Genomic DNA, 24,925 nt, shown 5'->3' with positions numbered 1-24,925 from the left:
GCTCGGCCGGCGCCGGCCCCAGGACCGGCGTCGGCCCCGCCGTCGGCCGCGGCAGACCCGTTGCCCGCCTGCGGCAGGACGGAGCCGAGCCGTGCCTCCAGGCGGGTCTCCAACTCGGCGATCCGCTCGAGGCTCTCCGAGAGCTCGGCGAAGCCGAGCCGGGCGAGCTCGGAACGCGACGTCTTCGTCCGGCGGGTCATGCGGGCGGCGTCAGAGGGCGCCGAGGTTCGTGTCGAGCTCGAACGGCGTGACCTGGTCGCGGTACGCCTTCCACTCCTGCCGCTTGTTGAGCAGCACGAAGTTGAACACCTGCTCGCCCAGCGTCTCCGCCACTAGCTCGGAGTCCTCCATGATGCCGAGCGCGTGGTCGAGGCTCGCCGGGAGCTGCTTGTACCCGAGGGCGCGGCGCTCCGAGTCGGACAGGCTCCACACGTTGTCCTCGGCCTCGGCGGGGAGCTCGTAGCCCTCGTCGATGCCCTTGAGGCCGGCGGCGAGGAGCAGCGAGTACGCCAGGTACGGGTTCGCCGCGGAGTCGATGCCGCGGTACTCGATACGGGCGGACTGCCCCTTGTTCGGCTTGTACAGCGGCACGCGGACGAGCGCCGACCGGTTGTTGTGGCCCCACGTGACGAACGATGGTGCCTCGTCGCCGCCCCAGAGCCGCTTGTACGAGTTCACGAACTGGTTCGTGACCGCCGTGATCTCCGGCGCGTGCTTGAGGACGCCGGCGATGAAGTGCTTCGCGGTCTCGGAGAGCTGGTACTGGCCGCCGGCCTCGTAGAACGCGTTCTGGTCACCCTCGAACAGCGACACGTGCGTGTGCATGCCGGAACCCGGCTGCCCGGAGAGCGGCTTCGGCATGAACGTCGCGTAGACGCCCTGCTCGATCGCCACCTCCTTGACGACCGTGCGGAACGTCATGATGTTGTCCGCCATCGTCAGCGCGTCGGCGTACCGCAGGTCGATCTCGTTCTGCCCGGGCCCGGCCTCGTGGTGGGAGAACTCCACCGAGATGCCGAGGTCCTCGAGCATCCGGACCGAGCGGCGACGGAAGTCGTGCGCGCTGCCGCCGGGCACGTTGTCGAAGTAGCCGGCCTGGTCGACGGGCTGCGGGCCGCCGTCCTTCCAGTCGCGGCTCTTCAGCAGGTAGAACTCGATCTCCGGGTGCGTGTAGAACGTGAACCCGCGCTCGCTCGCCTTCGCCAGCGTGCGCTTGAGGACGTTGCGCGGGTCGGCGACCGCGGGCTGGCCGTCCGGCGTCGTGATGTCGCAGAACATCCGCGCCGTCGGGTCGATCTCGCCGCGCCACGGGAGGATCTGGAACGTCGAGGGGTCCGGGTGCGCGAGCACGTCGGCCTCGTAGCTGCGGGTCAGGCCCTCGATCGCGGAGCCGTCGAAGCCGATGCCCTCGGCGAAGGCGCCCTCGACCTCGGCCGGCGCGATCGCGACCGACTTGAGCGTCCCGATGACGTCGGTGAACCAGAGTCGGATGAACTTGATGCCGCGCTCCTCGATGGTGCGGAGCACGAAGTCCGTCTGCTTGTCCATTGACGCCCTTTCCGTGGTGCAGCTGGGGTGATCAGCCTATTGGTCTTCGTCGTCCCAGCGCTCGTTGTTCGCCTTGATGCGGTCGAGGGCGTGTTGCGCATCCTCCTTCGTGTCGAACGGGCCGATGCGGTCGCGCTGCGGGGACTGCGGTCCCTGCTCGACCTCGTGCGTCTTCTCGTTGAACCACCACTGGGCCTCGATGCGTTCGTCGCTCATGTCGCCACCGTACCCACGGCGGGTGGGCGTGGTGCGGGCGCGCGCGGTGCGGGCGCGATGCGGGCGAGGTGCGGGCGCGGGCGTGGCGCGGGCGCGGGCGTGGTGCGGTGCGTCGATGTCGCTTTCGCGAAAGCGACAGATCGGTGCGTGACCGCGGCACGGCTCTGTCGCCTTCGCGGCGGGGACGGACCGCGCTCGTACGCCGGTGTCGCTTCCGCGGTGCGCTCCGCGCCCCAACCGGCGGCCTGAAGGACCGGTGCCGGTCCGCCGGTCGTGCGCCGCGCCTCCAGGCCGTCGCGGTGGCCGCGGGGCGGGCGCAACAGTGGGCGGCTCGGTGGTCCTGTCGCTCTCGCTTTCGCGAGAGCGACAGTTCGGTGCGTGGCCACGGCACGCTTCTGTCGCTTTCGCGACGTGGGGCGGTGCGCGCGGGTGCGTGCGGGCGTACGCGGGCGCGCGCGGGCGGGCGCGCGGGCAGGGGCGCGGGCACCGGCGCCGAGACTCGGCCATGCGGACACCTTCGCGGTTCCGGCCCGCGAGGGATGTCCGCCGAGCCGAGTCTCGGGGCCCCGTGCTGCCGGTTAGAGTGGTCGGCATGCCCCGGGACGAACACGGACACCTGACCGCCGGCCGGATCTCCCCGCAGCGGTCCGTCCCGAAGGACATCGAGCGCCCCGAGTACGTCGGCCGCGCCGAACCCGACGAGTACGGGCACGGCGACACGTACACGGCCGAGGAGGTCGAGCGGATCAGGGTGGCGGGGCGCATCGCTTCGCAGGCGATCGACGCCGTCGGTGCCGCAATCCGTCCCGGTGTCACCACGGACGAGCTCGACCGCATCGGGCACGACTTCGTCGTGTCGCACGGCGCCTACCCCTCCACGCTCGGCTACCGCGGCTACCCGAAGTCGCTCTGCTCGAGCCTCAACGAGGTCATCTGCCACGGGATCCCCGACGACACCGTGCTGCAGGAGGGCGACCTCGTCAACATCGACATCACCGCCTACAAGGACGGGATGCACGGGGACACCAACCGCACCTTCGTCGTCGGGCAGGCCTCGCAGGAGGTGCAGGACCTCGTGACCCGCACCGAGGAGGCACTCCGCCGCGGCATCAAGGCCGTCGCTCCCGGTCGGCGGGTGAACGTCATCGGTCGCGCGATCGAGGCGTACGCGAAGCGCTTCGGGTACGGCGTCGTCCGCGACTACACCGGGCACGGCGTCGGACGGACCTTCCACTCCGGACTGATCATCCCGCACTACGACGCACCCCACCACGACACCGTCATCGAGGAGGGCATGGTGTTCACGATCGAACCGATGCTCACCCTCGGCGGGATCGAGGCCGACATCTGGCCCGACGACTGGACGGTCTCCACGCGGGACAAGTCCTGGACCGCCCAGTTCGAACACACCCTCGTCGTCACCGAGCGCGGCGCGGAACTCCTCACCGTCTCCTGAAAGGCACAGCGGACACATGACCTCCCTCGCAGTCGGCGTCGACATCGGCGGAACGGGCATCAAGGGCGCGATCGTCGACGTCGCCTCCGGCGAACTGACGACCGACCGGATCAAGAAGGCCACCCCCGAGGGCGGCAAGCCCCACGACATCGTCGCCGTGGCGAAGTCGATCGTCGAGGAGCTCGCCCCCGACGCGGAGGTCCCGGTGGGCGTCTGCTTCCCGGCGATCGTGCGCGACGGCAAGACCATGTCGGCGGCGAACGTGTCGAAGAAGTGGATCGGGTTCGAAGCCGAGGCACTGTTCGAGAAGGAACTCGGGCGGTCGATCCACTTCGTCAACGACGCCGACGCCGCCGGGTACGCCGAGCAGCAGTTCGGGGCGGCCAAGGGCAAGGACGGGCTCGTCATCGTCACGACGCTCGGCACCGGGATCGGCACGGCGCTGATCAACGACGGCGTGCTCATCGTCAACTCGGAGCTCGGGCACCTGGAGATCGACGGACACGACGCGGAGTCGAAGGCGTCGTTCGCGGCGAAGGAGCGCGACGACCTGTCGTGGAAGCACTGGGCGAAGCGGCTGCAGAAGTACTACTCGACGCTCGAGGCGCTGCTCTCGCCGGAGCTCTTCGTCGTCGGTGGCGGCGTGTCGAAGCACCATGAGGAGTACCTCCCCCTCCTCGACCTGCAGGCGGACATCATCCCGGCGACGCTGCGGAACAACGCGGGGATCATCGGCGCGGCCACGCTCGCCGCACGGTCGAAGCCGCAGTCGTAGCGGCGGCCGGGACCGCGACGCCGAGACCGCGCGGCGCCGGTTCGGGCGGCCGACCGACCGGCGGACCGGTTGCGGTGGGCCGAGACGGCCTCCGAGGTTCCACGACTCGCCGCCTGGTGTGCGCTGAGGTTCCACAGGCGCCCCCGCATCCTGTCGAGATGCCGCAATTCCGGAACCTCGGGGAGCCGGGACCGCACGACGCCTAGGACCGCGCGACGCCCGGGACCACGCGAGGCCGGGCGGGAACCACCGCACGCGCCCGCTAGACTCGTGGCAGCGAATGGGTCGGTGAGACGGTCGCGTCACTCCCCCGGGAGTGCCGAGGAACGTCCGGGCTCCACAGAGCAGGGCGGTGGGTAACACCCACCCGGAGCAATCCGCGAGACAGTGCCACAGAAAGCAGACCGCCGGCGGCGACGTCGGTAAGGGTGAAACGGTGGTGTAAGAGACCACCAGGGGTCCGGGTGACCGGATCCGCTCGGTAAACCTCGCCCGGAGCAAGGTCAGACAGAGGACGATGAGGCTGCTCGCCGAGTCCTCGGGTGGACCGCTGGAGGCCGGCGGCAACGTCGGTCCGAGAGAGATGGCCGTCACCGCGAGAGCGGGACAGAACCCGGCGTACGGCCGGCCCATTCGCCCTGGCAACCGTGCCGCGACGCACCGCGGACTCCGTGCCCACACGGACGGACGGGAAGCCCGGTGCCAGCTGGCACCGGGCCTCCCGTCCTTCGGATGGTCGGTCCTACAGCCCCGACTCGGCCGTCCGCACGAGGATCGCGTCGCTGTCCGGGCAGAGCACGACGTCGTCGGGCGCTGCGGCGCGGATGGCCTGCAGGTCCGAGTTCGTCAGCGTCACACCCGACGCGGTCGACACGCCGCCCTGCAGGAGCGACGCCCCGAAGCCGTACCGGGCGCGCTGCCGGTCGTAGAGCGCGAGGAGTTCTGCCGGCACCTTCGCGGCGACGTCGGCGCGGGACTGCTCGGCCGACCGGCGTTCGCCCTCGAGCCGGGCGATCTCGGCGTCCCGTTCGGCGACGAGCCCGCTGCGGGCGGTCTCGACCTCGGCGAGCTGCGCCTCGATGTCGCCGACCCGGGCACGGAGGCCGTCGAGCTGCTCCATGACCTCGAGCTCGGAGGTCTCGAGGTCGCCGATGCGCCGCTGGAGGGACGCGAGCTCGTTCTGCAGCCCCGCGGCGTCCTTCGCGTTGCCGACGTTCTGCAGCAGGGTGGTGTCCCGCTCCACCCGTGCCTGGGCGGTCGCGGTGTCGGACTCCAGGCGGGCGAGGTCACGCTCTGCGTCCTCCACGAGACCGGTGGCGGCGGCGAGCTCACCCCGGAGTGCGGCGGCCTTCGTGCCGAGCTCGGTGAGCTGGTCGCCCTTCCGCAGCGCGGTGATGCGGTGCGCGATCCGGGTGACGTCGTTGTCGAGTCGTTGGACGTCGAGGAGGATGGCCTGGTCCTCGGGTGCTGCCTTCACGGTCAGGCTCCTTCTGCTTCGGTGGACGGTGCGGTGCCCGCGGGGGCGGGCCCGTCGTGGTCTGGTGTGCCGGCGTGGTCGGGCGTGCCGGCGGGGCCGGGCGCCCCTGCTGCTGTCGGTTCCGCTGCCGGCAGGACGGCGAAGTCCCACGGGTCGGTGCGCAGGTCGCTCACGGTGACCCGGACCCCGGCGGCGGCCGCGAGCTCGGCTGCGGCGACGTCGAGCCAGAGCCACTCGGTGGCCCAGTGCGAGGTGTCGATGAGCCGGGGGCCGCCGACGAGCTGCGCCTGCTCGCGGAACTCCGACGCGGGGTGGTGCCGGAGGTCGCTCGTGACGTAGACGTCGGCGCCGAGGACCTCGGGGTGGCCCAGCAGCGAGTCGCCCGCGCCGGCGCAGAGCGCCACGGTCCGGACGGCGTCGTCGTAGCCCCCGGACACCCGCACACCGGTGGCGGTGCCGGGCAGCAGGTCGACGAGGGTCCGAGCGAGGGCTCCGAGCGTGGTCGGCTCGGCGAGGGTGCCGACCCGCCCGATGCCCGTGGTGCCGTCCGGCCCGGGCTCGATCGGACGCTGCCCGACGAGCCCCAGGCGGTCCGCCAGCACGGCCGAGGTGCCGGTCGTCACGACGTCGGCGTTCGTGTGCGCCGCGAGCAGCCCGGCGCCGCCACGCACCAGGGTGGCGAGGACGCTCCCCTTGTACGTGGACTCCGCGATCGTCGTCACGCCGCGCAGCAACAGCGGGTGGTGGGTCAGCAGGAGGTCCGCACCGAGCCGGACGGTCTCGGCGGCGGTCGCCGGGACGGCGTCGACGGCGAGGTGCACGTGCCGGACCTCCGCCTCGGGGTCGCCCGCGACGAGACCGACGGCGTCCCACCCCTCGGCGCCGGCCGACGGCCACAGCTGCTCGACGACGTCCAGGAGTTCGCGGAGCTTCGGCATCCCGTCAGTCTACCGAGCCGACCGGACGGCCAGCGCTGGCCGACGTGCGGACGTGCACCGTGCCTCCCGTCCGACCGTCAGGCGCGACCGAACACGCGCAGGAGGCGCGCGACGAAGCGCTGCCACCAGCCGGGCCGGTCGTCGGCAGCGGCCGCAGCCGACTCGTCGGCGACGGGACGGGCGGACTCCGGGAGCACGACCGGCGTGCTCGCCGTCGCGCCGATGTGCGTGGTGAGGGCGGCGGCGAACGCCGCCCGGTCCACGACCGTGGGACCGGTCGCGGGCTGGACCAGCGGGGTCGGTCGCGTGTTCGCGGAGACCGGGGTGACGGCCAGGAGGCCCGGTGCCGGTCGCGCGGGTTCGTCGCGTTCCGCGACAGGTTCCGGTGCGCGCTCCGGCGCGATGAGCGCGGGGGTCACGACGGCAGCGGACGACTGGTCCGCGGACGGGTCCGTGACGGTACGGACCGGAGCGGACCGGACCGCTCCGGCGGCGTGCGCGGGCGCGGTGCGGCGGCCGGCCTCGTGGGTCGTGCGGGCCGGCACGTGAGCCGCACGGCNGACGATCCGCTCGATGGTCGGGCGACCGGTGGACGCCGCGACCTCGACCGCGAGGTCCTCGATGCGGAGGGCGATCCGGGCCGGGGGCTCGGGGAACGCGGGGGCGCAGGCGGCGTGCCGGGCGCGGGTGCGGTCCCGGCGGAAGGCGGCGGGCGCGGGATCGCTGTCGTCGTGTGCCGGGGTGCTCTCGTCGCGTGCCGACGCGTTGTCGTCGTGTGCCGACGCGTTGTCGTCGTGTGCCGACGCGTTGTCGTCGTGTGCCGACGCGTTGTCGTCGTGCGCCGGCGCGCTGTCGTCGCGTGCGGGGGCGTCCGCCGCTGCGCCGGTGAGGTCGGGTCGCTGGACCGGACCGGTCACCGGGGGGACGACGAGGTCCGCGAGGTAGGGCGACCGCGTGGCCGGGGCGTCGCGGAGCCACTCCTCGAGCTCGCGACCGAACGGGTCCACGAGGGGGGTGCGTGCACCGGACTGCGTCTCCATGCCAGAAGTATGAATATCGCGAGCGTCACAACCGGGGAGATCCGCGGTGTGTCGCGACATCCGCTGCCATATCGGCGTGGACGTGAGCGGCGTGTCGCGGCGGTCCTCAGCCGCGGTCCGCGAAGCCGTCGAGCAAGCGCCGACCCTCGGGCCACGAACCCACGCCGGCGGCGACGTTGACGTGCCCTGCCGGTCCGATGCGGCGCACCTCGGCGCCGAGCGTCCCGGCGAACGCGAGCGCCCGTCCCGGCGAGCAGTACGGGTCGTCGTCGCTCACCACGAGGAGCGTGGGGACGGGAGCCGGACCGGTCGGTGCCGTGAAGCCCCGCGCGGCGGACGGGAACGCCTCGGCGTCGGGGTCGGGCGGGGCGACGAGGAACGCACCCGCGACCCGGTCCGCCACCGCCGGCTCGGTCACGAGCCAGTCGGCGACGGCGAGCACCCCGAGGCTGTGTGCCACGAGGACCGGCGGAGCGTCGGAGGCGTCCACCGCGCGGGAGATCGCATCGCGCCAGTCCGGGGCGTCGGGCTCGGTCCACGAGGAGGGGGCGATGCGCTCGACGCGGGCGTCCCGCGCTGCACGTTCGTCCTGCCACCGGGACTGCCAGTGCTCGGGCTCGGAGTCCCAGATCCCCGGGACGATCACCCACGGTCGTGGTCGCTGCACCCGGTCAGGCTACCGGTGGACCCGGCCGTCAGCGGTGCAGCGTGTCACGCGGGTACTCGCCGAACCGGCTGGCGTAGGCGGCGGAGAACCGGCCCAGGTGTGCGAAGCCCCAACGGACGGCGATCGACGCCACCGTGACCTCGCCGGGGCGTCCGCGACGGAGCTCGTCGTGGACGTGGTCCATCCGGATGCCCCGCAGCATCGTGTTCGGTGCGGTGCCGACCTGCCGTTGGAACGCCTGCTGCAGTCCGCGGACGCTCAGGCCCACCCGCGCGGCGACGTCCGTGGTGGTGATCGGCGTGTGCGCGAAGGCGTGCATGTACTCGACCGCCTCGCGGACGCGACCCGTCGCCCCCTGCGGCACGACGACGTCCGGGGCGACCACGGTGTGCGGGAAGGTCCGGAGGAGCGCCAGGGCGGTCCCCCGCGCGGTCTCGGCCAGCGCGAGTCCGGTCAGGGGCCGCGGCCCGAGCACCACACCGGCAGCCTCGCGCACCTTCGCGTTCCAGGCGGCGAGGTCCTCGGCGCCGGGCTCACGGGCGTGGTCGAAGACGATCGCACCGGGCTGGACCCCGTGCACCTCGGCGGCGATCCGCTCCAGGTAGGCACGGTCGAACTGCACGAGGCTCTGCCGGAGGTCGGCGAGGTCGAACACGAACGGCCTGCCGGTCGGGAACATCATCGGTGTGCGGGGACCGAACGCCACCTCGTCACGCCCGACGTCGACCCGTCCACCGCCCTCGGCCGTCCACATGACGACGTACTCGTCGCTGACCTCGACCTCGCCCTGCATCCGCCCGTCGAAACGGGTCGACCGGAAGGACATCGTGTCGTCGCCGACGACGCGGAACCGGTAGCCGAACGGACGCTCGGTGACGTCCGCCGCGAAGCCGGTGCCGTCGTAGGCCTCCTCGTAGAGCCGGACGGCGCCCTCGGGTTCGACACCGGCCGTCTCGAAGGTCGTCCTGGGGTCGGCACTGGTCCAGGAGTCGCGGGTGGAGCTCATCGTCGGAAGCGTCGCACGCGCAGACCGGACACGCGCAATCGACCACGACCCGTGGCGGGAATCGGCTCACGCATTGCGCGGGCCGGACGAGCCGACGAATCCTCGCGTGCCCGCTCCACAGGACGTCTCAGTCGTGCCGTGCGCGGCGCAGGATCCAACGGTTCCGGTCGCCGGCGCGCTCGTAGCGCAGTTCGTCCACGACCATCTGCACGAGCGCCAGTCCCCGGCCGCTCTCGGCGAGGTCGTCGGGCAGCGCAGCAGCACCGGGGTCGACCGCAGCCGGACGCCCGTCGTCGCTGACCTCCGCCGCGTAGCCGTCCGCCGACAGCTCGAGGTCGACCCGGCACGCCACACCACGGCCCTGCGCGGCGTGCTCGATCACGTTCGAGGTGAGCTCCACGAGGGCCAGCTCGAGCGCCATGCGGTCCTCGGCGGAGACCGTCGGCTCCGCCTGCCAGACGCGGCTGAGGAAGTCGTGCACCGCCGTGACGTCGTCCGGCGGACAGTCCATGTCGACGCGGTGCGCGCCGGTCGCGGTGGTCACCGGCGTCACGGCCAGTCGGTCACCGCGGCGTCCCCGTCCGGGTACGTCCGCAGGATCTTGTCGATGTTCGAGAGCTTCAGGACCATCTGGACCTGTTCCGAGGGCGCGGCGATCCGGAGGTCTCCGCCGGCCTGCCGCGCGGTCTTCAGGCTGCCGACGAGGGCGCCGAGGCCGGAGGAGTCCATGAAGTCCACCCCGGAGAGCTCGACGGCGAGGTGCGAGCGGCCGGAACCGACCACCTCGGCGACCCGCTCCCGGAAGGCCGGAGCCGAGACCATGTTGAGTCGGCCGGAGCACTCCAGCACTGCGGTGCGGTCCGATGCCTCGTGTACGACGATGTCCATCCCGGTGGGGTCCCCTTCGGTTCCGGTCGGTCTTGCCCCTTGGCAACCTACCGGTCCGAACCTACCGGCACAGTCACCTCAGTGGGTGACAGCGGCCCGGCGCGTGGCGAGCACCTGCACGACGAGGGCCGCCGTGATCAGCGTCGCCATGACGCCGCCCATCGCCAGTGCCGTGCCGCCGAGCGCCCCGGCGAGCGGGGTGCCGAGGCCGCCGAGCCCGAACGTCAGGCCGCCCTGGAGCGCCGCTGCGGTGCCGGGGTGCGCGGCGCCGACGTGCTGCGTCCTGGTCATCGCCGCGGGCAGGACGAAGCCCCAAGCCCCCGTGACGACCGCCAGCGAGCACCACACCGCCACCGGGCCGGCGCCGGTGACCGCGGACACGACGACCCCGACCGCCCCGAGGGTGCCGACCGCGAGGCCGCACGTGAGCAGGGCGTCCTCGGAGAACCACCCGACGATGCGTCGGAACACCAGCGTCGTGACGATCATCATCGATGCGTTCGTCGCGAACACGAGCGTGTAGCGCTGCTCACTGAACCCGTACTCGTCCTGGAAGACGAACGAGCTGGTGGCGATGTACGCGAAGAACCCGATGGTCGAGAGCACGCCCGTGAGGACGTACGCACGGAAGCGCCCGATCGCCGTGAGCGCCCGGATCCGCTGCCAGTTCGCGCCGAAGCCGACCCCGCCGCGCGCCGACGTCGGCAGCGTCTCCCGGAAGCGGGCGACCACGGCGACGAAGAACACCGCACCGAGCACGCCGAGCACCACGAACATCGCCCGCCAGGTCGAGACCGTGAGGACCGCTCCCCCGGCCAGCGGAGCGACCACCGGTCCGATCGCGTTGATCGCGGCGAGCGTGCCGAACACCTTCGCCATCCGCTGCCCTCCGGTGACGTCGGAGACCATCGCCCGTCCGGCGACCGCACCCGCCGCGCCGGCGAGCCCCTGCAGCACCCGGGCGACGACGAGCGTCGCGACGTCCGGGGCGAGGGCGCAACCGACCGACGCGAGCGCGAACACCGCCGTACCGACGAGGAGCATCGGTCGGCGTCCGAGGCCGTCGCTGACCGGCCCCACGAGCAGCTGCCCGGCGGCGAACGCGACGAGGAACGCCGTCAACGAGAGCTGCACGGCGCCCGGTGTGGTCCCGAGGTCGCGTGCGATGGCCGGGAGCGCCGGGATGTACATGTCGGTGGCGAACGGGGACACACCGACGATGAGCGCGAGCGGGACGATCGGCGGCAGGGCCGTCGAGGTGGTCGGGTTCCCGGTGCGCGCCGTCGTCACCCACGCCACGGTACGCCGTGTCGAAACGATTCGACAAGGGCTTTCACCCACTGGCGCGATGGCACGGCCGTCGTCGCACGACAACGGCGACGTCGCGGCTCACCCCCGCCCCGCGCGTTGCGGCACGCAGCGGGCCCGCACCCGCGAGCGGGCGCTTCCCGCGGATGAGGGTGCTCGCGAGCCGCAGGAAGAGCCCGCTCGACCCGTCGTCACCGTGCGGCGACCTGGCGCGGGGGCGAGCAAGCGCGAGCGGGCGGATCCTGCGCATGAGGAAGCTTGCCGGCCACAGGAAGCGCCCGCTCGACCGCTCGCGATCGTGCAGCGGACGGACGCGCGGGGCGAACACGCGCGAGCGGGCGGATCCTGCGCATGAGGAAGCTTGCCGGCCACAGGAAGCGCCCGCTCGACCGCTCGCGATCGTGCAGCGGACGGACGCGCGGGGCGAACACGCGCGAGCGGGCGGATCCTGCGGGTGAGGGAGCGCGCAGACCGCGGGAAGTGCCCGTTCGCGCCACGCCGGGCCGGCCCCGGCTCCGAGCCCTTCCGGCGGCGGCAGCACCAGCGGCCGGGCACGGCGGCGGCAGCGGCAGCACCAGCGCGCACGCGGCGACCGCCTGGAGGTCCGGCGGCGGTCCGACGGACCGGCACCGGGCCTCCAGGCGGTTGCGTCACGCACCCCGGGAACGACGGAACGCGCGTCGTCCGACGGGTGGGTCGTCGGTGCGCGCGCGTTCCGTGCTGCCGACAGGGCGGCCAGCGGGCCGATCAGCCGGTGTTCTGCAGACCGGCGGCGATGCCGTTCACCGTCAGGAGCAGCAGCCGGTGGTCGCGGTCCGTCGGGTCGGTGCTGCCGCTCGTCCGGATCGCCCGGAGCGCCCGGAGCTGCAGGTGCGACAGGGCGTCGACGTACGGGCTGCGGAGGCGGACGGCGCGCGCCAGGACCGGTCGGTCCTCGAGCACGTCTGCACCGCCGGAGACCCGCAGCACCCAGGCCCGGGTGCGACGCATCTCGTCGAGCACCTTCGCCGCCAGGTCGTCGCGGTCGGCGAGCTCGAGGTAGCGTCCGGCGATGTGCTCGTCGGTCTTCGCGAGCGACATCTCGACGTTCTTGATCATCGCGCCGAACAGCGGCCACTCGGCGTACGCGCGGCGGAGCACGTCGAGGTCGCCGACGGCCTCGAGCGCGGACCCGAGCCCGTACCAGCCGGCGAGGTTGATGCGCGCCTGCGTCCACGAGAACACCCACGGGATCGCGCGGAGGTCCTCGAGCGACTCGACGCTGAGGCCGCGGCGCGCCGGGCGGGAGCCGAGCGGCAGGAGACCGAGCTCCTCCATCGGCGTGACCCGGGCGAACCACGGCGCGAACCCGTCGGCCTTGACCAGGTCGTAGAACGCCTGCCGGGACACGTCGTCGAGCTGCTGTGCGAGGTCGGCGAACTCGGCCGCGGCGGCGGCGGTGCGCTGCTCGTTCGACGGCGACGACGCGAACAGCGTGGCGGAGGCCATCTGCTCGAGGTGCCGCGCGGCGATGTCCTGGTCGCCGTACTGGGCGAAGATGACCTCGCCCTGCTCCGTGAGCTTCAGCCGACCGTCGATCGACCCCGGCGGCTGCGCGAGGACGGCCTCGTTCGCCGGGCCACCACCGCGGCCGAGCGAACCGCCGCGGCCGTGGAAGAGGGTGAGCTCGACGTCGTGCTCCGATGCCCAGTCGGCGATGCGCGCCTGGGCGTCGTACAGCGCGAGGTTCGCCGACACCGGGCCGACGTCCTTCGACGAGTCGGAGTAGCCGAGCATGACCTCGAGCTTCCGGCCGGTCGCGGCGAGTCGGCGCTGGAACGGTTCGGTGCGGACGGCCTCGTCGAGGATGTCGACGCTCGCGTGCAGGTCGGCGAACGTCTCGAACAGCGGGATGACGTCGAGGACCGGTGCGGCCTCGACCGACCCGAGCGCGGCGACGGCGAGCTCGTGCACGTTCGCCAGGTCGGCCGCCGACTGCGTGAACGAGACGATGTAGCGGTGCGCGGCACGGACGCCGAACCGTGCCTGGAGGTCCGCGATCGTCCGGAAGACCGACAGCACCTCCTCGGTCATCGGGCTCAGCTCGCCACCGGCACGGATCTCCGCGAGGGCCGTCCGGTGCACCTGCGAGTGCTGGCGGACCTCGAGCTCGGCCAGGTGGAACCCGAAGGTCTCCACCTGCCAGACGAGGTTCTGCAGCTCGCCGTTGGCCGGGCGGTGCGCTCCGGCTGCGACGAGCGACGCCTGGATCGTGCGGAGGTCGGAGAGCAGGTCGTCGGGGTGCGCGTAGCCGAGCCGGTCGTCGCGACGACGGGTCGCGCGGATCCGGGCCGCCACGAAGAGCAGCGCGCGGCGGTGGGTCTCGTTCGGGGCGCGCACGCCGATGCGCTCCGCGGTCGCCGGGTCGAGCCGCTCCTGCTCCGCGACGAGGGCTGTGAGCCCGGCGTCGGCCGGCGTCTCGCTCGCGTCGAGGGTCAGGGCACTGCCGATCCGGGTGGCGGCACGCGCGAGTCCGAGCAGGATGTGCTCGGAGGCGATCTCCGCCGCCTGCTTCGTGACGTCGGCGGTGACGTGCGGGTTGCCGTCGCGGTCGCCACCGATCCAGGTGCCGAACCGGACGAACGGCGGCGCGACCACGGGGGCACGACCGGCGTCCTCACCCTGCAGCCGGTCGTCGAGCAGGCGGTAGACCTGCGGGACGATCTCGAACAGGGTCTGGTCGAACACGCTCATCGCCGTCCGGACCTCGTCGAGCGGGGTCGGGCGGGTCGTCCGGAGCGGCGAGGTCCGCAGGAGGGTCGTGATCTCCTCGAGCAGGCGACGCTCGTTCTCGGCGCGCGCCGTGGCGTTCCGGGCGTGGTCGCGCTCGTCGAGGAGGTCCGTGATGCGCCGGACCGCGGTCGTGACCGCGCGCCGCCGGGCCTCCGTCGGGTGGGCGGTGAGCACCGGGTGGAACCGCAGGCCCTCGAGTCGGGCCGCCGCCTCGTCCGCGCCGACCTGCTCGACGAGCGAGGCGTAGGTGGCCGGGAACGAGTCGCCGGGGAGCCCGCCGTCGTCACCGCGCTGCCGCAGGACCCGCACGCGGTGGTGCTCCTCGGACAGGTTCGTGAGGTGGAAGTAGGTGGTGAACGCCTGCGCGACCGCCTCGGCACGTTCGGCCGTCATGGCCGCCACGAGCTCCTCGGCACGCGCGGCACCGTCGGCGTCCGAGCCCTCGTACGCGCCGATGACGGCGGCCCGCAGGGTCTCGACGTCGTGCAGCAGGTCGTCCCCGCCGACTTCGCGCAGCACGCGTCCGAGCAGGTTGCCGAGGTATCGGACGTCGGCGCGGAGGTCGCTGTCGACCGCACCGCTGACGTCGTCCCGTGCGCGACCGTGGCGCGTCTGACCGTCGATGGCCGTCATCTGGTCCTTTCCGGGTCTGGCCGGGAGCTGCTTCCCGGTGTCCCAGCAGGCTATCGGGCGATCGTGCCCGGTGACGACGACCGTCCGGACGGAACAGTCGGCGGGACGGCCACCGTTCGCTGGTGCCCGGCGTCAGGCCGTGACGGACCGGAGGGGGTCGTCGGACGGCTCGCCGTGTACGCCGCCCGGCCGGGGCGGCCGCGCCGCGCCGACCTCGGCGACGAGCGCGTCGTCCAGGGCGGCGGCGAGCTCGACCTCGGCGAGGACCCGAGCGCGCTCCTCGTCGTCCCACGGTGCGGCGTCGAGCTGGGTGCGGTACGTCCGCTCGAACTCGCCCGGGTCGGCGACCTGGTCGACCAGGAAGAACAGCACGCCGTTCGTCTCGAACCCGAAGCACTCCGCGAGCAGCTGCCCGGTGGCACGTCCCCCGCACAGGTCGCCGAGCGAGCGGACGAAGTGGTGGGCGACGAAGCCGCCGGGCGAGGTGGCGGCGACCTCGTTGATCCGGCGCACGTACGCCGAGGTCGCCGGCGACGGGCACACCAGCTCCGACCAGTCCGGTCCGACGAGGTACTCGAGGTCCGCCCCGATCGCCGGCATCCGGGTGAACCCGGGGGTCACGAACGAGGCCACGACCGGGTGGTCCGCCATGCGCTCGGCCGCCCGCTCGAGGGCGGCGTGGACGAAGGCGTACTGCCCGAGCAGGTCGGCGTAGTCCGCGACGTCGCACCGTCCCTGCAGGAGGTCCTCGGCGAACCCGGTGGACGCGGCCGATCCGTGCGTGCGGTGTGCGCGGCGTCGGAGCAGTTCCGAGAACGGGGTCACCGTCGAGCGCGACGTCGGGTCCATGAGGTAAGGCTAACCTCAGTGGCGGGAAGGTCAAACAGGTCCTTCACAGATGCCGGAACCCGACCGGACCCCGAACCCGACCGGACCCCGAACCCGAACCGGAGGAGACTCGTCCCGATGAGCGCCAAGCCGAACCGCCCGCAGCACGTCTTCGTCGTCGAGCGCACCGAGCAGCTCGGCCCGCACATGGTCCGGGTGCACCTCGGCGGCCCCGCCTTCGCCGACTTCGTGGCCGCCGCCGACCCGGAGCGCCTCGCCGCCACCGACCGGTACGTCAAGCTCCTGCTCGCCCGGCCGGACCTCGGCCTCGAGCCCCCGTACGACCTCGAGTCCCTGCGCGCCGAGCTGCCGAAGGCGGACCTGCCGTCGCGCCGCACCTACACGGTCCGCGCCGTCGACCACGTCGCCGGAACCATCGCGATCGACTTCGTCGTGCACGGCGACTCCGGGCTCGCCGGGCCGTGGGCGGCGTCGGCCCGCCCCGGCGACCGCCTGGCGCTCTCCGGCCCGGGCGGCGGCTACGCGCCCTCCACCGACCCGGCCGTCACGCACGTGCTGCTCGGGGACGACAGCGCCCTCCCCGCCATCGCGTCCGCCCTGGAGGCACTGCCCGCCGCCGCCAAGGGCGTCGCCCTGGTCGAGGTGGCCGGGCCCGACGACGAACAGCCCCTCACCCACCCCACCGGGGTCGCCTTGCGGTGGTTGCACCGCGACGCCACCGGCGCCGAGCCGGGCACCCTGCTGGTCGAGGCGACGCGCGGGCTGGACCGTCCCTCCCGGCCGGTCCAGGTCTTCGCGCACGGCGAGCGGAGCGCCGTCAAGGCGATCCGCCGGCTGCTGCAGGACGACTGGGGACTCGACCGGTCGGACCTGTCGCTCTCGGCGTACTGGGCGCTGGGGCGCGCCGAGGACCGGTTCCAGGCGGAGAAGCGCGAGCCGGTCGGGGTGATCTTCGCGGACTGACCCGGTGACGGTGGCCCGTGTGAGACTGCCGCCATGGGCACCGGACCGGACACGCACGCCGACGTCTGCTGCGCGCCCGGCTGCGACACCGCGCCCGTGCACCCGGACGACCCGGTGCCGCTGTGCGGTGTCCACGCGTCGACCGTCGTCGACCGTGCAACGGGTTCCGGGGTCGAGGACCTGCTGCCCGGACCGTGCGCGATGTGCAGCTCGCCGGTCGGGGTCCGCTATCCCGACGGTGCCGTCTGCGCGGTGTGCGAGTGGCGGTGGGGCGACGTGCCGGACGGGGACCTCGCTCCCCCGCGCGTCGACGTCGTCTACTACCTGCGGATGCGCGACAACACGGGCGACCGGGTGAAGATCGGCACCACGGCGAACCCCCGGCAGCGGCTCGCGGCGATCGCGCACCAGGACCTGATGGCGTTCGAGCGCGGCGACCGGTCGCTCGAACGACGGCGGCACCGGCAGTTCGCGGCGACGCGCTACCCGGGCACCGAGTGGTTCCGGACGACGCCGGAGCTGCTCGCGCACATCGAGGTGGTCTGTGGGGGCGTGGTCGACCCGTGGGACGTACACGCTCGGTGGGTCAGTGCGGCCTGGGCGCTGCGGGGCTGAGCGGTGGGTGCGTACCGCCCGGGCGCTGCGGGGGCGAGCGGTACGGTGCACGGGTGTCGTCATCGCTGCCGTACGTTCCCACGCCCGTCGTGACGGGACCCGTCCAGTACGAGCACGGTCCCGACTCCAGCCGCGCCCCCGACGCTCCGCGCGGGCGGGTCGAGGCCTTCGAGCTGACCGAGAGTGCGGTGTTCCCCGGGACGACCCGGACCGTACGGGTGTTCGTGCCGGCACAGTACGACGGCACCGTCCCTGCGTCGGTGATGGTGTTCCAGGACGGCGCGCTCTACCTCGACGAAGCGCAGGACATGCGCGCGGGCGTGGTGATCGAGCAGCTCGTGCACCAGGGGCACATGCCGGTCACCGTCGGGGTCTTCGTCGATCCCGGAGCGCCCGGCAACCGCAACGCCGAGTACGACCCGGCCGACGACCGCTACGCGACGTTCCTGGTCGACGAGGTGCTGCCCGCGGTCCGCGGACGGCTCGGCCTGCGGCTGTCGGAGGACCCGGAGCAGTGGGCGGTCTGCGGCGGTTCGAGCGGCGGGAACTGCGCGTTCACGGTCGCGTGGCAGCGCCCGGACCGTTTCCGGAAGGTGCTGGCCTTCGTCGCGAGCTTCGCGCAGATCCCCGGCGGCGATCCCTACCCCGCGCTCATCCGTTCCGAGGCCCCCCGGCCCCTGCGGGTGTTCCTCCAGGCGAACCGGTTCGACCTGCGCCACGACGAGGCCGAGCGCAACTGGTACAGCCACAACCTGCAGGTCGCAGCGGCTCTCGCGGAGCGGGGCTACGACCACCGGATCGTGCTCGGCGACGGTGGGCACAGCCCGAACCACGGCGGGGTCGTGCTGCCCGACGCCCTGCGGTGGCTCTGGCGCTGACCAGGTCGGGACGGCACCCGGTCCGCCTCCGCGCCGGCGCCGGTGCTCCGCGGTGTTGGTCCCGATCTCACCGCGCGGAGACGTCGACCCTCACCGCGCGTAGGCGTCGACGAACAGCGGGCCACGGAGCTCCCGCAGGGTGTCGACGAGGCGGTCGATCGTGCGCGCCGAGATGCCGGAGACCTCGAGGTCGTGGGGCCCGATGGCCGGCAGGCGACCCGTCCGGATGCGCACGACCTCCCAGCCGACCGCACGGACGGCTCGGTCCTTCCGCCGGTCGGTCTCCTGCCGAGGGCCGACGTGTTCCAGCCCGTGTCGGCCAGTGGAGTCGTACTCGATGGCGACGCGGAGCTCCGGCAGGACGATGTCCGGCCAGGCCTCGACGTGGTCGAAGAAGGGTCGGTCGAGTCGGATGGCGTTGCGGTCGAAGGTGAAGTCGAACCGTGCCGCCAGGGAGGCCCGCAGGTCGGCTTCGACCGCCGAGGCCGTGGCGGGAGCGCAGACGCTCGTGAAGGCCTCACCCGACGGCAGCCTCGGCGTCTTCGGGCAGAGGGCGCGCGGCACGGGCTGTCGCCGTTCGCCCGTCCGGCGCGCCCGCCCACGGGACGAGGCCACCGCCCCGGCCGGCACGCCCCTCGCCGGAGCCGCGGGCAGGGTCTGCCGACCGGTGGCCCGGACGACCCGCTGCGGGAACGGCACCGCGTCCGGCCACTCCGCCGGGAGCACGGGCCAGCGTTGCGGCTGCGCCTGGACCGCGCACTCCGGGCACCACACCGACCGTCGACGCTCGCGCCCTGGACGTGCACGCTGCTCCCCTGGCGTCGCGACGAACACGTGTCCGACGTCGCACTCCCACGTCAGCAGCACGTCGGCCGCGGGCGGGATCTGGGTCAGCACGACGCCGTGGTTCCACTCCGGGTGGTACTGCCGGATCAGGACGGGGTAGGACGCCCAGGCCGCCCGGAACTCGCCCACCGCGTAGGGCACGGGAACGCCGCGCGACCACTGTCGCCGTCGCCACCACGCGTCCACCGGTTCGACCACGCCGCCACCGTAGGAGCGACCGCCGACACTGTGTGGCGGCGGTCGGTCGCTCAGTCCGACCGTGGCCGGTCGCTCAGTCCGACCGTGGCCGGTCGCTCAGTCCGACCGCTGCCGGTCGCTCAGTCCGGCGGCGTCACGAACGTGAAGTGCTCCGGACCGGTCGTGGAACCGTCCTCGACGACGCGGATGCCGGCCTCACGGCAGGCGGTCACCCCGTCGCGGTGCACCCGCTCCGGGCGCGGACGCTTCGGCACCCCGGCGTCACCGAAGACCGCCCAGGCGTTCGCTGCCGCGTCGCTCGTGAACCGGGTGCTGTACCGGACGCCCGCGAACCCGACCGCGTCGAACGCCCGCGCCCAGGCCTGGGGCACGCGGTAGTCCGTCATGGTCTGCAGCTCCGCGCCGACCCCGGAGCGGACGGCCGCGGGATGCGTGACGTCGGCGAAACGTCGTCCTCGGGAGGCCCGAGCGGACACGACGACCATCTCACGCGCCCGCGACGCGAAGACCGTGTTGGTGGTGAGCACGTGGTGGGCCAGGCGTTCCCGGACGGCGACCTCGACCGAGTCCGCCCAGTAGCACGTGCCCCGGGGGACGGCGAGGTCGAAGCGACCGCCGTCGATCCCGTCGGCATCGGGTTCGGTGCTGGCGAACCACCACGCGCCCCGGTCGTGTCGCTTCGCCCGGTAGAACGTGGTCCCCCGCGACTCCTCGGAGGGGAAGTCCGCGAGGTCGACGCCGTCCCGCGGTCCCTGCTGCGCGACCGTCGTGCGGGACGGGCTCACGCGTCCGCCGCCCAGGCGTGGGCCGCCCGACGCGCCGCCGCCAGGACCTGCTCGACACGCCCCGCACGAAGAGCCTCGGCCGCGGTGGTCCCGCCGAACTCGTCCGCCACCGTGTTGAGCCAAAGGGCGCTGCCCCAGGGGTCGATCCGGTCGGGGTCCACCAGTGCGAGCACCTGGCGGAGGTGCGGGAGCGGCGCTCCCGAGACGCCGAACTGGAACGACGGGAACACCAGGCTGCCGTCTCCGATCTTCAACCCGACGAGGTCCCGCTTCGCGACCGCCTTGCTGAGCGCCTGACGGGTCACGCCGCGCCACGCCGCGAGCGTCGGCGTGTCGTAGAACGGCCCGACGAGGGCGTCCGCCTCGTGCTTGACGGAGGGCAGTGCGGCGACCATCCGGTCGGCGAGCGCCTCGACGTCGGCGCCGTCCTCGACCGCACCGTCGGCTCGACCGTCCAGGATCCGCGACCGGAGGGCTGCGAGCAGCGCGTCCTCGGCCGCGGTGAGGACCCGCCGGCCCCCGAGCGGCGGGTTCGGGGTCCGTGTGCGCACGCCGCCGTCGCGCCGTGCACCCTGGGTCGTCGCCATGATTCCTCCGTCAACCGTGTCAACCGATTGTCCCACCTTCCTGACAACCACGTCAACCACCGTCGCACCAGGTGGTCATCCCGCGGCCGATCACTCCCGGCGTTCGGGGGTCTCCTGTGCCAAGGTCGACACGTGTACACCGACATCACCGGTCCCGAACTCGTCGCCCACCGCGGCTCCGTCGTCGAACCGGACGACTTCGACCCGTTCTGGCGGGACACCCTGGAATCCGCCCGCGAGCACCCGGTGGACGTCACGGCGACGCGCGTCGACACGGGCCTGACGACCGTCGACACCTACGACGTGTCCTACGCGGGATGGGCGGGCCAACGGATCCGCGCCTGGCTCACGGTGCCGGCGGGGACGGACCCGAGCGGACCGCTCCCGGCGGTGGTCGAGTACATCGGCTACGGCGGCGGCCGCGGAACGGCGACGGAGCACCTGCTGTGGGCCTCCGCCGGGTACGCCCACCTGACGATGGACACCCGCGGTCAGGGCTCGGGCTGGAGCGTCGGCGACACGCCGGACCCCGACGGCACCGGTCCCGCGGTCCCCGGCGTGATGACCCGCGGCATCGAGTCCCCGGAGACCTACTACTACCGTCGGCTCACCGTGGACGCCGTGCGCGCGGTCGACGCCGTCCGCGCACTCGACCTGGTCGACGGAGGACGGGTCGCGGTCATCGGAGGAAGCCAGGGCGGCGGACTCGCGATCGCGGTGGCGGGGCTCGTCGAGGGACTGGCGGGCGTCTTCCCGCGGGTGCCGTTCCTCTGCGACTTCCCGCGTGCGACCGTGATCACCGACGCCGACCCGTACCACGAGATCGCCCGGTACCTGACGGTGCACCGTGACCGCCGCGACCAGGTGTTCGACACCCTCGCCTACTTCGACGGTGCCCTGCACGCCGCCCGTGCGACCGCCCCGGCGTGGTTCACGTGTGCGCTCATGGACCCGATCTGCCCGCCGTCGACGGTGTACTCGGCCTTCAACGCCTACGCCGGGCCGAAGGAGATGACGGTCTGGGAGTACAACGGCCACGAGGGTGGCGGTGTGCACGACGACGCGGCCACGCTCCCCCGCCTCGCGCGGGTGCTCCGCGGTTGACGCTGCTCGGCCGCTGACGAGTGGTCGGCTGAGGCTCCTGCTCCTGCTCCTGCTCCTGCTTCTGCTCCGGCTCAGCGACCGAGCGCGCTGCGGACGTACGCGACGATCGCGTTCGCGTGGCCGTGCCCCAGGCCGTGTTCCTGCTTCAGCCAGGAGACGACCTCCATGTGGCGGTGCTCGTCGAGCCGGTCCGCGACGAGGTCGAGCCACTCCTGCACCGGGCGCCCGTACGTCGCTTCGATGCTCGGGAAGTAGGACGCCGGGCCCTTGGGCTTCGTCCCGTCGGCGGGCGGTCCGGGAGCGGGGACTCGGTGGTCGGACATGCGGTCACGGTAGTGCAACGGCGAGCTCGAGCGCACCCGTGTGTCATCGTCGTCGCATGACCGCCTGGTTCGTCACCCACGCCGAGCCCCTCGTCGACCCCGCGCGTCCGATCGGGTCCTGGGGACTCTCGTCGGTGGGCCGCGCCCGGGCCGACGCGTGGCGCTGCCCACCCGGGCCGGTGTCCGCGAGCACCGAACGGAAGGCCGTCGAGACCGCTGAGCGCATCGCTCCGGGGCGACCGGTCACGACATCGGCGCGCCTGGGTGAGATCGACCGGAGCGCCACCGGGTACCTGCCGCCGGTCGAGTTCGAGGCGGTCGTGACCGACTTCTTCGATCACCCGGACGAGGCCGTCCGCGGGTGGGAGCGGGCGGTCGACGCCCAGGAACGCATCGTCGCGGCCGTCCGCGAGGTCACGGTCGGCGTCGGCGACACGACGATCGTCTCGCACGGGGCCGTCGGCGCCCTGCTCCTCGCGGCGCTGCACGGCGCTCCGGTCTCGCGACGGTTCCTGCACCCCGGCATGGGCAGCGTGTTCACCTTCGACCCCGAGGCGTGGCGCGTGACGAGCGGTTGGCGTCGCCTGCCGCTCCCGCCGGTCGCGGCGGCGACCACCTGACGGACGGGAGGCGCGTGGCGGCGCCGCCACGGGCCTCCCGTCCGTCCCCTGGTCGCGCCCGCACGGTGCGTTCCTTCCCATCACGCCCGCAGTAGGAAGCCGTTCCGCTCGTAGCAGGCAGGAAAGAACGACACCCTACGAGCGGAACGGCCGACCACGAGCGGAACGGCCGACCACGAGCGGAACGGCCGACCACGAGCGGGAGGGTCACCGAGCTGCCCTGTGGCGTCGGTGCGGCCCAGTAGCGTGGGACCGTGCACGACGACGCAGTGGACACCCTCGGTCACGACGGGGTGTGGTTCGATCCGCTCTGGCGCGTCGAGGTCGCGCTCACCCCGGTCGAACGCGCGTTGCTCACGTCGTGGCCACTCCGACGCCTCGCGTTCATCGCACACGCGGGTGCCGCGTCGATCACCACGGTGCAGACCTACTCGCGGCTGGAGCACTCGCTCGGGGTCCTCGCGCTCGTCGCGCACTTCGCCCCGGACGACGCGGACGCGCGGCTCGCGGCGCTCCTGCACGACGTCGGACACCTGCCGTACAGCCACACCCTCGAGGGCATCGCCGGCCTCGACCACCACACCCTCGGGCGCGCGACCGTGCGGGCGCTGGCCGAGGAGCACCCGATCGACCCGGACCGCCTCATCGCGCTCGACGAGGGGACGGTGCCGTCGGTCCTCACACCGGCGCGCGGCGGCCTCAAGCTCGACCACCTCGACTCGTTCCTCCGCAGCGGCCAGGCGCACGGCCGGACGACGACACCGCCGCACGCCCTGCTGCGGCGGCTGCGGCTCTTCGACGGCGCGGTCGACGCGGACCCCGAGGACGCGGCCGAACTCGTCGACCTGGCGGTGCGGGAGGCCCGTGCCCAGCGCTCGACGGCGAACCTCGTGCCGGTGACGGTCCTCCGTGCGCTGGTCGCCCGGACGGTCGCCCGGGGGCTCCTCGACGCGGCCGGGCTCGCCGCCGCCACCGACGACGAACTGTGGGCCGTCCTCGCCGCGGATCCGGCGACGGCTGAGGAGGCCCGACTGCTCCGTCGACACCCGGAGCGCTGGCGGATGCACGTCGGCCGAACCTCGGGGACCGGGGTGCACCGGCACGTCGTCCGGCGGAGCTACCTCGACCTGCCGACCGTCGCGGGCCGTCGTCAGCACGACCCACGCGTCGACGCCCTCCAGGCCTCGCTGCCGTTCGAGGTCTCGGTCCGCCCCGACCGACACGACGCCGGTGGCACGATGGGCTCATGCGCAAGGACGAGTTGACCGTGGAGGAGGCGACGGCCATCGCCGAGCACGCTCGGTCGGGGTCGCTCCCCCTCGACGACCCGGAGGTCCGGAAGGTCGTCGACCAGGCGAACCGCGTGCTCGTCCGGGCGCAGATGTGGGGCGAGGACCGCAGCCCGCGGCTCCGCCGTCGCCGTCGGGCCATCGCCGTCGGCGCCCTCGTCGTCGTCGCGGTCTGGATCGCCGGGCTCGTCCTCCCGCTGGTCTGGCACCTCACGCGCTGAGCCGCGTCCGACCAGCAGACGCCGCCCCCGACAAGCAGACGCCGCCCCCGCACCCGCGGTTGCCGGCTGAACGCTGGCGCGCAGCCCCGCCAGGCCGCACAATCACGGGATGGACCAGGGAACCATGCTCGACCGACGCCGCTTCGTCACGCTCGGCCTCGCCGGTGTCGCCGGTGCGACCACCACGGCAGCGGCCGCACTCACGACCACCGACCGCGCGAGCGCCGCGACACCGGTGCTGCTCGCCGCGGACGAGTTCGACGGCGCCGCGGGCAGCGCGCCGAACCCGTCGATCTGGCGGTACGACCTCGGCGGCGGCGGTTGGGGCAACGGCGAGCTCGAGACGTACACGGACTCGCGCCGGAACTCGGCCCTCGACGGGAAGGGCAACCTCGTCATCACCGCCCGCCGCGAGGCCGACGGCTCCTACACGTCCGCCCGGTTGAAGACGGAGGGGACGTTCACCGCCCAGTACGGGTCGGTCCAGGCGCGGATCCGGATCCCCCGCGGGCAGGGCATCTGGCCGGCGTTCTGGATGCTCGGCGCCGACATCGGCTCCGTCGGGTGGCCGGCGTGCGGCGAGATCGACGTGATGGAGAACGTCGGGTACGAGCCGGCCGTCGTGCACGGCACCGTGCACGGACCGGGCTACTCGGGGGCGGCCGGCATCTCGGCCGCGTACACGAACACCTCGGGTGCCGCCTTCGCCGACGCGTTCCACGTGTTCGCCGTCGACTGGACCGCCGACGCGATCACGTGGTCCGTGGACGGGACGGCCTACCGGACGGTGACGCGCGCGGACGTCGGGACGAACCCGTGGGTGTTCGACAAGCCGTTCTTCGTCATCCTGAACGTCGCGGTCGGCGGTGGGTGGCCGGGCTCCCCCGACGCCACGACGCGGTTCCCGCAGCAGATGCTCGTCG

The 24,925-nt window shown here is 73.2% G+C and carries 26 protein-coding genes, 1 other RNA gene and 1 pseudogene; 11 read left to right on the top strand and 17 right to left on the bottom strand.

Going from position 1 to position 24,925, the window contains the following annotated elements:
- From Csp2054_RS16660 to Csp2054_RS16650, 3 genes are all read right to left on the bottom strand, one after another.
- The coding region (locus Csp2054_RS16660; RefSeq protein ID WP_217990949.1) for a hypothetical protein at nucleotides 1–200 on the bottom strand (200 nt) is incomplete at its 3' end.
- Between the two features lie 10 nt (nucleotides 201–210).
- The gene (glnA, locus tag Csp2054_RS16655) at nucleotides 211–1,548 is read right to left on the bottom strand and encodes a type I glutamate--ammonia ligase (protein ID WP_096900674.1); all 1,338 of its coding nucleotides are present in this window, start codon (nucleotides 1,546–1,548) and stop codon (nucleotides 211–213) included.
- A 36-nt stretch (nucleotides 1,549–1,584) separates the two neighbouring features.
- Nucleotides 1,585–1,764, bottom strand: a complete 180-nt coding sequence (locus Csp2054_RS16650; protein WP_096900672.1) for an SPOR domain-containing protein — start codon at nucleotides 1,762–1,764, stop codon at nucleotides 1,585–1,587.
- A 592-nt stretch (nucleotides 1,765–2,356) separates the two neighbouring features.
- Here Csp2054_RS16650 and map point away from each other — a divergent pair.
- The 3 genes from map to rnpB all read left to right on the top strand — a co-directional run bounded on the left by map (nucleotide 2,357) and on the right by rnpB (nucleotide 4,631).
- Nucleotides 2,357–3,220, top strand: coding sequence for a type I methionyl aminopeptidase (gene map, locus Csp2054_RS16645; RefSeq protein WP_096900681.1), 864 nt, complete (start codon nucleotides 2,357–2,359; stop codon nucleotides 3,218–3,220).
- A 16-nt stretch (nucleotides 3,221–3,236) separates the two neighbouring features.
- The gene (gene ppgK / locus Csp2054_RS16640; RefSeq protein WP_096900670.1) at nucleotides 3,237–3,995 is read left to right on the top strand and encodes a polyphosphate--glucose phosphotransferase; all 759 of its coding nucleotides are present in this window, start codon (nucleotides 3,237–3,239) and stop codon (nucleotides 3,993–3,995) included.
- A 281-nt stretch (nucleotides 3,996–4,276) separates the two neighbouring features.
- Nucleotides 4,277–4,631, top strand: an RNA gene (gene rnpB, locus Csp2054_RS16635) — RNase P RNA component class A.
- A gap of 106 nt (nucleotides 4,632–4,737) precedes the next feature.
- Here rnpB and Csp2054_RS16630 read toward each other — a convergent pair.
- The 10 genes and pseudogenes from Csp2054_RS16630 to Csp2054_RS16580 all read right to left on the bottom strand — a co-directional run bounded on the left by Csp2054_RS16630 (nucleotide 4,738) and on the right by Csp2054_RS16580 (nucleotide 15,573).
- Nucleotides 4,738–5,472 carry a zinc ribbon domain-containing protein gene (locus tag Csp2054_RS16630; RefSeq protein ID WP_096900668.1) on the bottom strand — a complete coding sequence of 245 codons (735 nt, stop codon included), beginning with the start codon at nucleotides 5,470–5,472 and terminating at the stop codon, nucleotides 4,738–4,740.
- Nucleotides 5,473–5,474: 2 nt separating this feature from the next.
- Nucleotides 5,475–6,410, bottom strand: a complete 936-nt coding sequence (locus Csp2054_RS16625) for a Nif3-like dinuclear metal center hexameric protein (protein ID WP_096900666.1) — start codon at nucleotides 6,408–6,410, stop codon at nucleotides 5,475–5,477.
- A gap of 560 nt (nucleotides 6,411–6,970) precedes the next feature.
- A pseudogene (locus Csp2054_RS18395) lies at nucleotides 6,971–7,450 on the bottom strand (hypothetical protein); the annotation flags it as partial.
- A gap of 106 nt (nucleotides 7,451–7,556) precedes the next feature.
- Nucleotides 7,557–8,117: an RBBP9/YdeN family alpha/beta hydrolase gene (locus Csp2054_RS16615; protein ID WP_096900662.1), complete on the bottom strand. Its 561-nt coding sequence runs from the start codon at nucleotides 8,115–8,117 to the stop codon at nucleotides 7,557–7,559.
- A gap of 28 nt (nucleotides 8,118–8,145) precedes the next feature.
- Nucleotides 8,146–9,123, bottom strand: a complete 978-nt coding sequence (locus Csp2054_RS16610) for a helix-turn-helix transcriptional regulator (RefSeq protein WP_096900659.1) — start codon at nucleotides 9,121–9,123, stop codon at nucleotides 8,146–8,148.
- Nucleotides 9,124–9,250: 127 nt separating this feature from the next.
- The gene (locus tag Csp2054_RS16605; protein WP_255252795.1) at nucleotides 9,251–9,676 is read right to left on the bottom strand and encodes an ATP-binding protein; all 426 of its coding nucleotides are present in this window, start codon (nucleotides 9,674–9,676) and stop codon (nucleotides 9,251–9,253) included.
- Nucleotides 9,673–10,011, bottom strand: a complete 339-nt coding sequence (locus Csp2054_RS16600) for an STAS domain-containing protein (protein WP_096900658.1) — start codon at nucleotides 10,009–10,011, stop codon at nucleotides 9,673–9,675. Before Csp2054_RS16600 ends, Csp2054_RS16605 begins: the two co-directional genes overlap by 4 nt.
- A 78-nt stretch (nucleotides 10,012–10,089) precedes the next feature.
- Nucleotides 10,090–11,301: a multidrug effflux MFS transporter gene (locus Csp2054_RS16595; protein ID WP_255252794.1), complete on the bottom strand. Its 1,212-nt coding sequence runs from the start codon at nucleotides 11,299–11,301 to the stop codon at nucleotides 10,090–10,092.
- A 765-nt stretch (nucleotides 11,302–12,066) separates the two neighbouring features.
- Nucleotides 12,067–14,724 carry a phosphoenolpyruvate carboxylase gene (locus tag Csp2054_RS16585; RefSeq protein WP_096900652.1) on the bottom strand — a complete coding sequence of 886 codons (2,658 nt, stop codon included), beginning with the start codon at nucleotides 14,722–14,724 and terminating at the stop codon, nucleotides 12,067–12,069.
- A 132-nt stretch (nucleotides 14,725–14,856) separates the two neighbouring features.
- Nucleotides 14,857–15,573 (bottom strand): heme oxygenase (biliverdin-producing), encoded by a 717-nt coding sequence (locus tag Csp2054_RS16580; RefSeq protein WP_096900650.1) that lies wholly within the window; start codon nucleotides 15,571–15,573, stop codon nucleotides 14,857–14,859.
- A 117-nt stretch (nucleotides 15,574–15,690) separates the two neighbouring features.
- On the opposite strand from Csp2054_RS16580, the gene Csp2054_RS16575 reads away from it, so the two are divergent.
- The 3 genes from Csp2054_RS16575 to Csp2054_RS16565 are packed head-to-tail and all read left to right on the top strand — an operon-like array spanning nucleotide 15,691 to nucleotide 18,029.
- Nucleotides 15,691–16,536: a siderophore-interacting protein gene (locus Csp2054_RS16575; RefSeq protein WP_096900647.1), complete on the top strand. Its 846-nt coding sequence runs from the start codon at nucleotides 15,691–15,693 to the stop codon at nucleotides 16,534–16,536.
- 33 nt (nucleotides 16,537–16,569) lie between these two features.
- Nucleotides 16,570–17,151 carry a GIY-YIG nuclease family protein gene (locus Csp2054_RS16570; RefSeq protein WP_096900645.1) on the top strand — a complete coding sequence of 194 codons (582 nt, stop codon included), beginning with the start codon at nucleotides 16,570–16,572 and terminating at the stop codon, nucleotides 17,149–17,151.
- A 53-nt stretch (nucleotides 17,152–17,204) separates the two neighbouring features.
- Complete coding sequence (locus Csp2054_RS16565) at nucleotides 17,205–18,029, top strand: alpha/beta hydrolase (RefSeq protein WP_096900643.1); 825 nt, start codon at nucleotides 17,205–17,207, stop codon at nucleotides 18,027–18,029.
- Nucleotides 18,030–18,119: 90 nt separating this feature from the next.
- Here the strand turns inward: Csp2054_RS16565 and Csp2054_RS16560 are convergent, their stop codons facing one another.
- The 3 genes from Csp2054_RS16560 to Csp2054_RS18320 all read right to left on the bottom strand — a co-directional run bounded on the left by Csp2054_RS16560 (nucleotide 18,120) and on the right by Csp2054_RS18320 (nucleotide 20,445).
- Nucleotides 18,120–19,073, bottom strand: coding sequence for a hypothetical protein (locus Csp2054_RS16560; RefSeq protein ID WP_096900641.1), 954 nt, complete (start codon nucleotides 19,071–19,073; stop codon nucleotides 18,120–18,122).
- Between the two features lie 119 nt (nucleotides 19,074–19,192).
- Nucleotides 19,193–19,858, bottom strand: a complete 666-nt coding sequence (locus Csp2054_RS16555) for an RES family NAD+ phosphorylase (RefSeq protein WP_096900639.1) — start codon at nucleotides 19,856–19,858, stop codon at nucleotides 19,193–19,195.
- Nucleotides 19,855–20,445: a hypothetical protein gene (locus tag Csp2054_RS18320; protein ID WP_096900637.1), complete on the bottom strand. Its 591-nt coding sequence runs from the start codon at nucleotides 20,443–20,445 to the stop codon at nucleotides 19,855–19,857. The genes Csp2054_RS16555 and Csp2054_RS18320 overlap by 4 nt, the downstream gene beginning before the upstream one ends.
- A gap of 132 nt (nucleotides 20,446–20,577) precedes the next feature.
- Between Csp2054_RS18320 and Csp2054_RS16545 the strand changes: the two genes are divergently transcribed.
- Nucleotides 20,578–21,549: an acetylxylan esterase gene (locus tag Csp2054_RS16545; protein WP_096900635.1), complete on the top strand. Its 972-nt coding sequence runs from the start codon at nucleotides 20,578–20,580 to the stop codon at nucleotides 21,547–21,549.
- A 71-nt stretch (nucleotides 21,550–21,620) separates the two neighbouring features.
- Here the strand turns inward: Csp2054_RS16545 and Csp2054_RS16540 are convergent, their stop codons facing one another.
- A complete protein-coding gene (locus tag Csp2054_RS16540; RefSeq protein ID WP_096900678.1) occupies nucleotides 21,621–21,872 on the bottom strand; it encodes a DUF4287 domain-containing protein in 252 nt (83 codons plus the stop codon).
- Nucleotides 21,873–21,928: 56 nt separating this feature from the next.
- Here Csp2054_RS16540 and Csp2054_RS16535 point away from each other — a divergent pair, with 56 nt between their 5' ends.
- The 4 genes from Csp2054_RS16535 to Csp2054_RS16520 all read left to right on the top strand — a co-directional run.
- The gene (locus Csp2054_RS16535) at nucleotides 21,929–22,492 is read left to right on the top strand and encodes a histidine phosphatase family protein (RefSeq protein ID WP_096900633.1); all 564 of its coding nucleotides are present in this window, start codon (nucleotides 21,929–21,931) and stop codon (nucleotides 22,490–22,492) included.
- A gap of 254 nt (nucleotides 22,493–22,746) precedes the next feature.
- Complete coding sequence (locus tag Csp2054_RS16530) at nucleotides 22,747–23,757, top strand: HD domain-containing protein (protein WP_217990947.1); 1,011 nt, start codon at nucleotides 22,747–22,749, stop codon at nucleotides 23,755–23,757.
- The gene (locus Csp2054_RS16525; RefSeq protein ID WP_096900629.1) at nucleotides 23,739–24,002 is read left to right on the top strand and encodes a hypothetical protein; all 264 of its coding nucleotides are present in this window, start codon (nucleotides 23,739–23,741) and stop codon (nucleotides 24,000–24,002) included. The genes Csp2054_RS16530 and Csp2054_RS16525 overlap by 19 nt, the downstream gene beginning before the upstream one ends.
- Nucleotides 24,003–24,111: 109 nt before the next feature.
- The coding region (locus Csp2054_RS16520) for a glycoside hydrolase family 16 protein (protein WP_096900676.1) at nucleotides 24,112–24,925 on the top strand (814 nt) is incomplete at its 3' end.

The organism is Curtobacterium sp. 'Ferrero', assembly GCF_002412165.1.
Classification (GTDB): Bacteria; Actinomycetota; Actinomycetes; order Actinomycetales; family Microbacteriaceae; genus Curtobacterium.
Note: the sequence above shows the minus strand (reverse complement) of the source record. Positions and strands in the feature narration are given on the sequence as shown.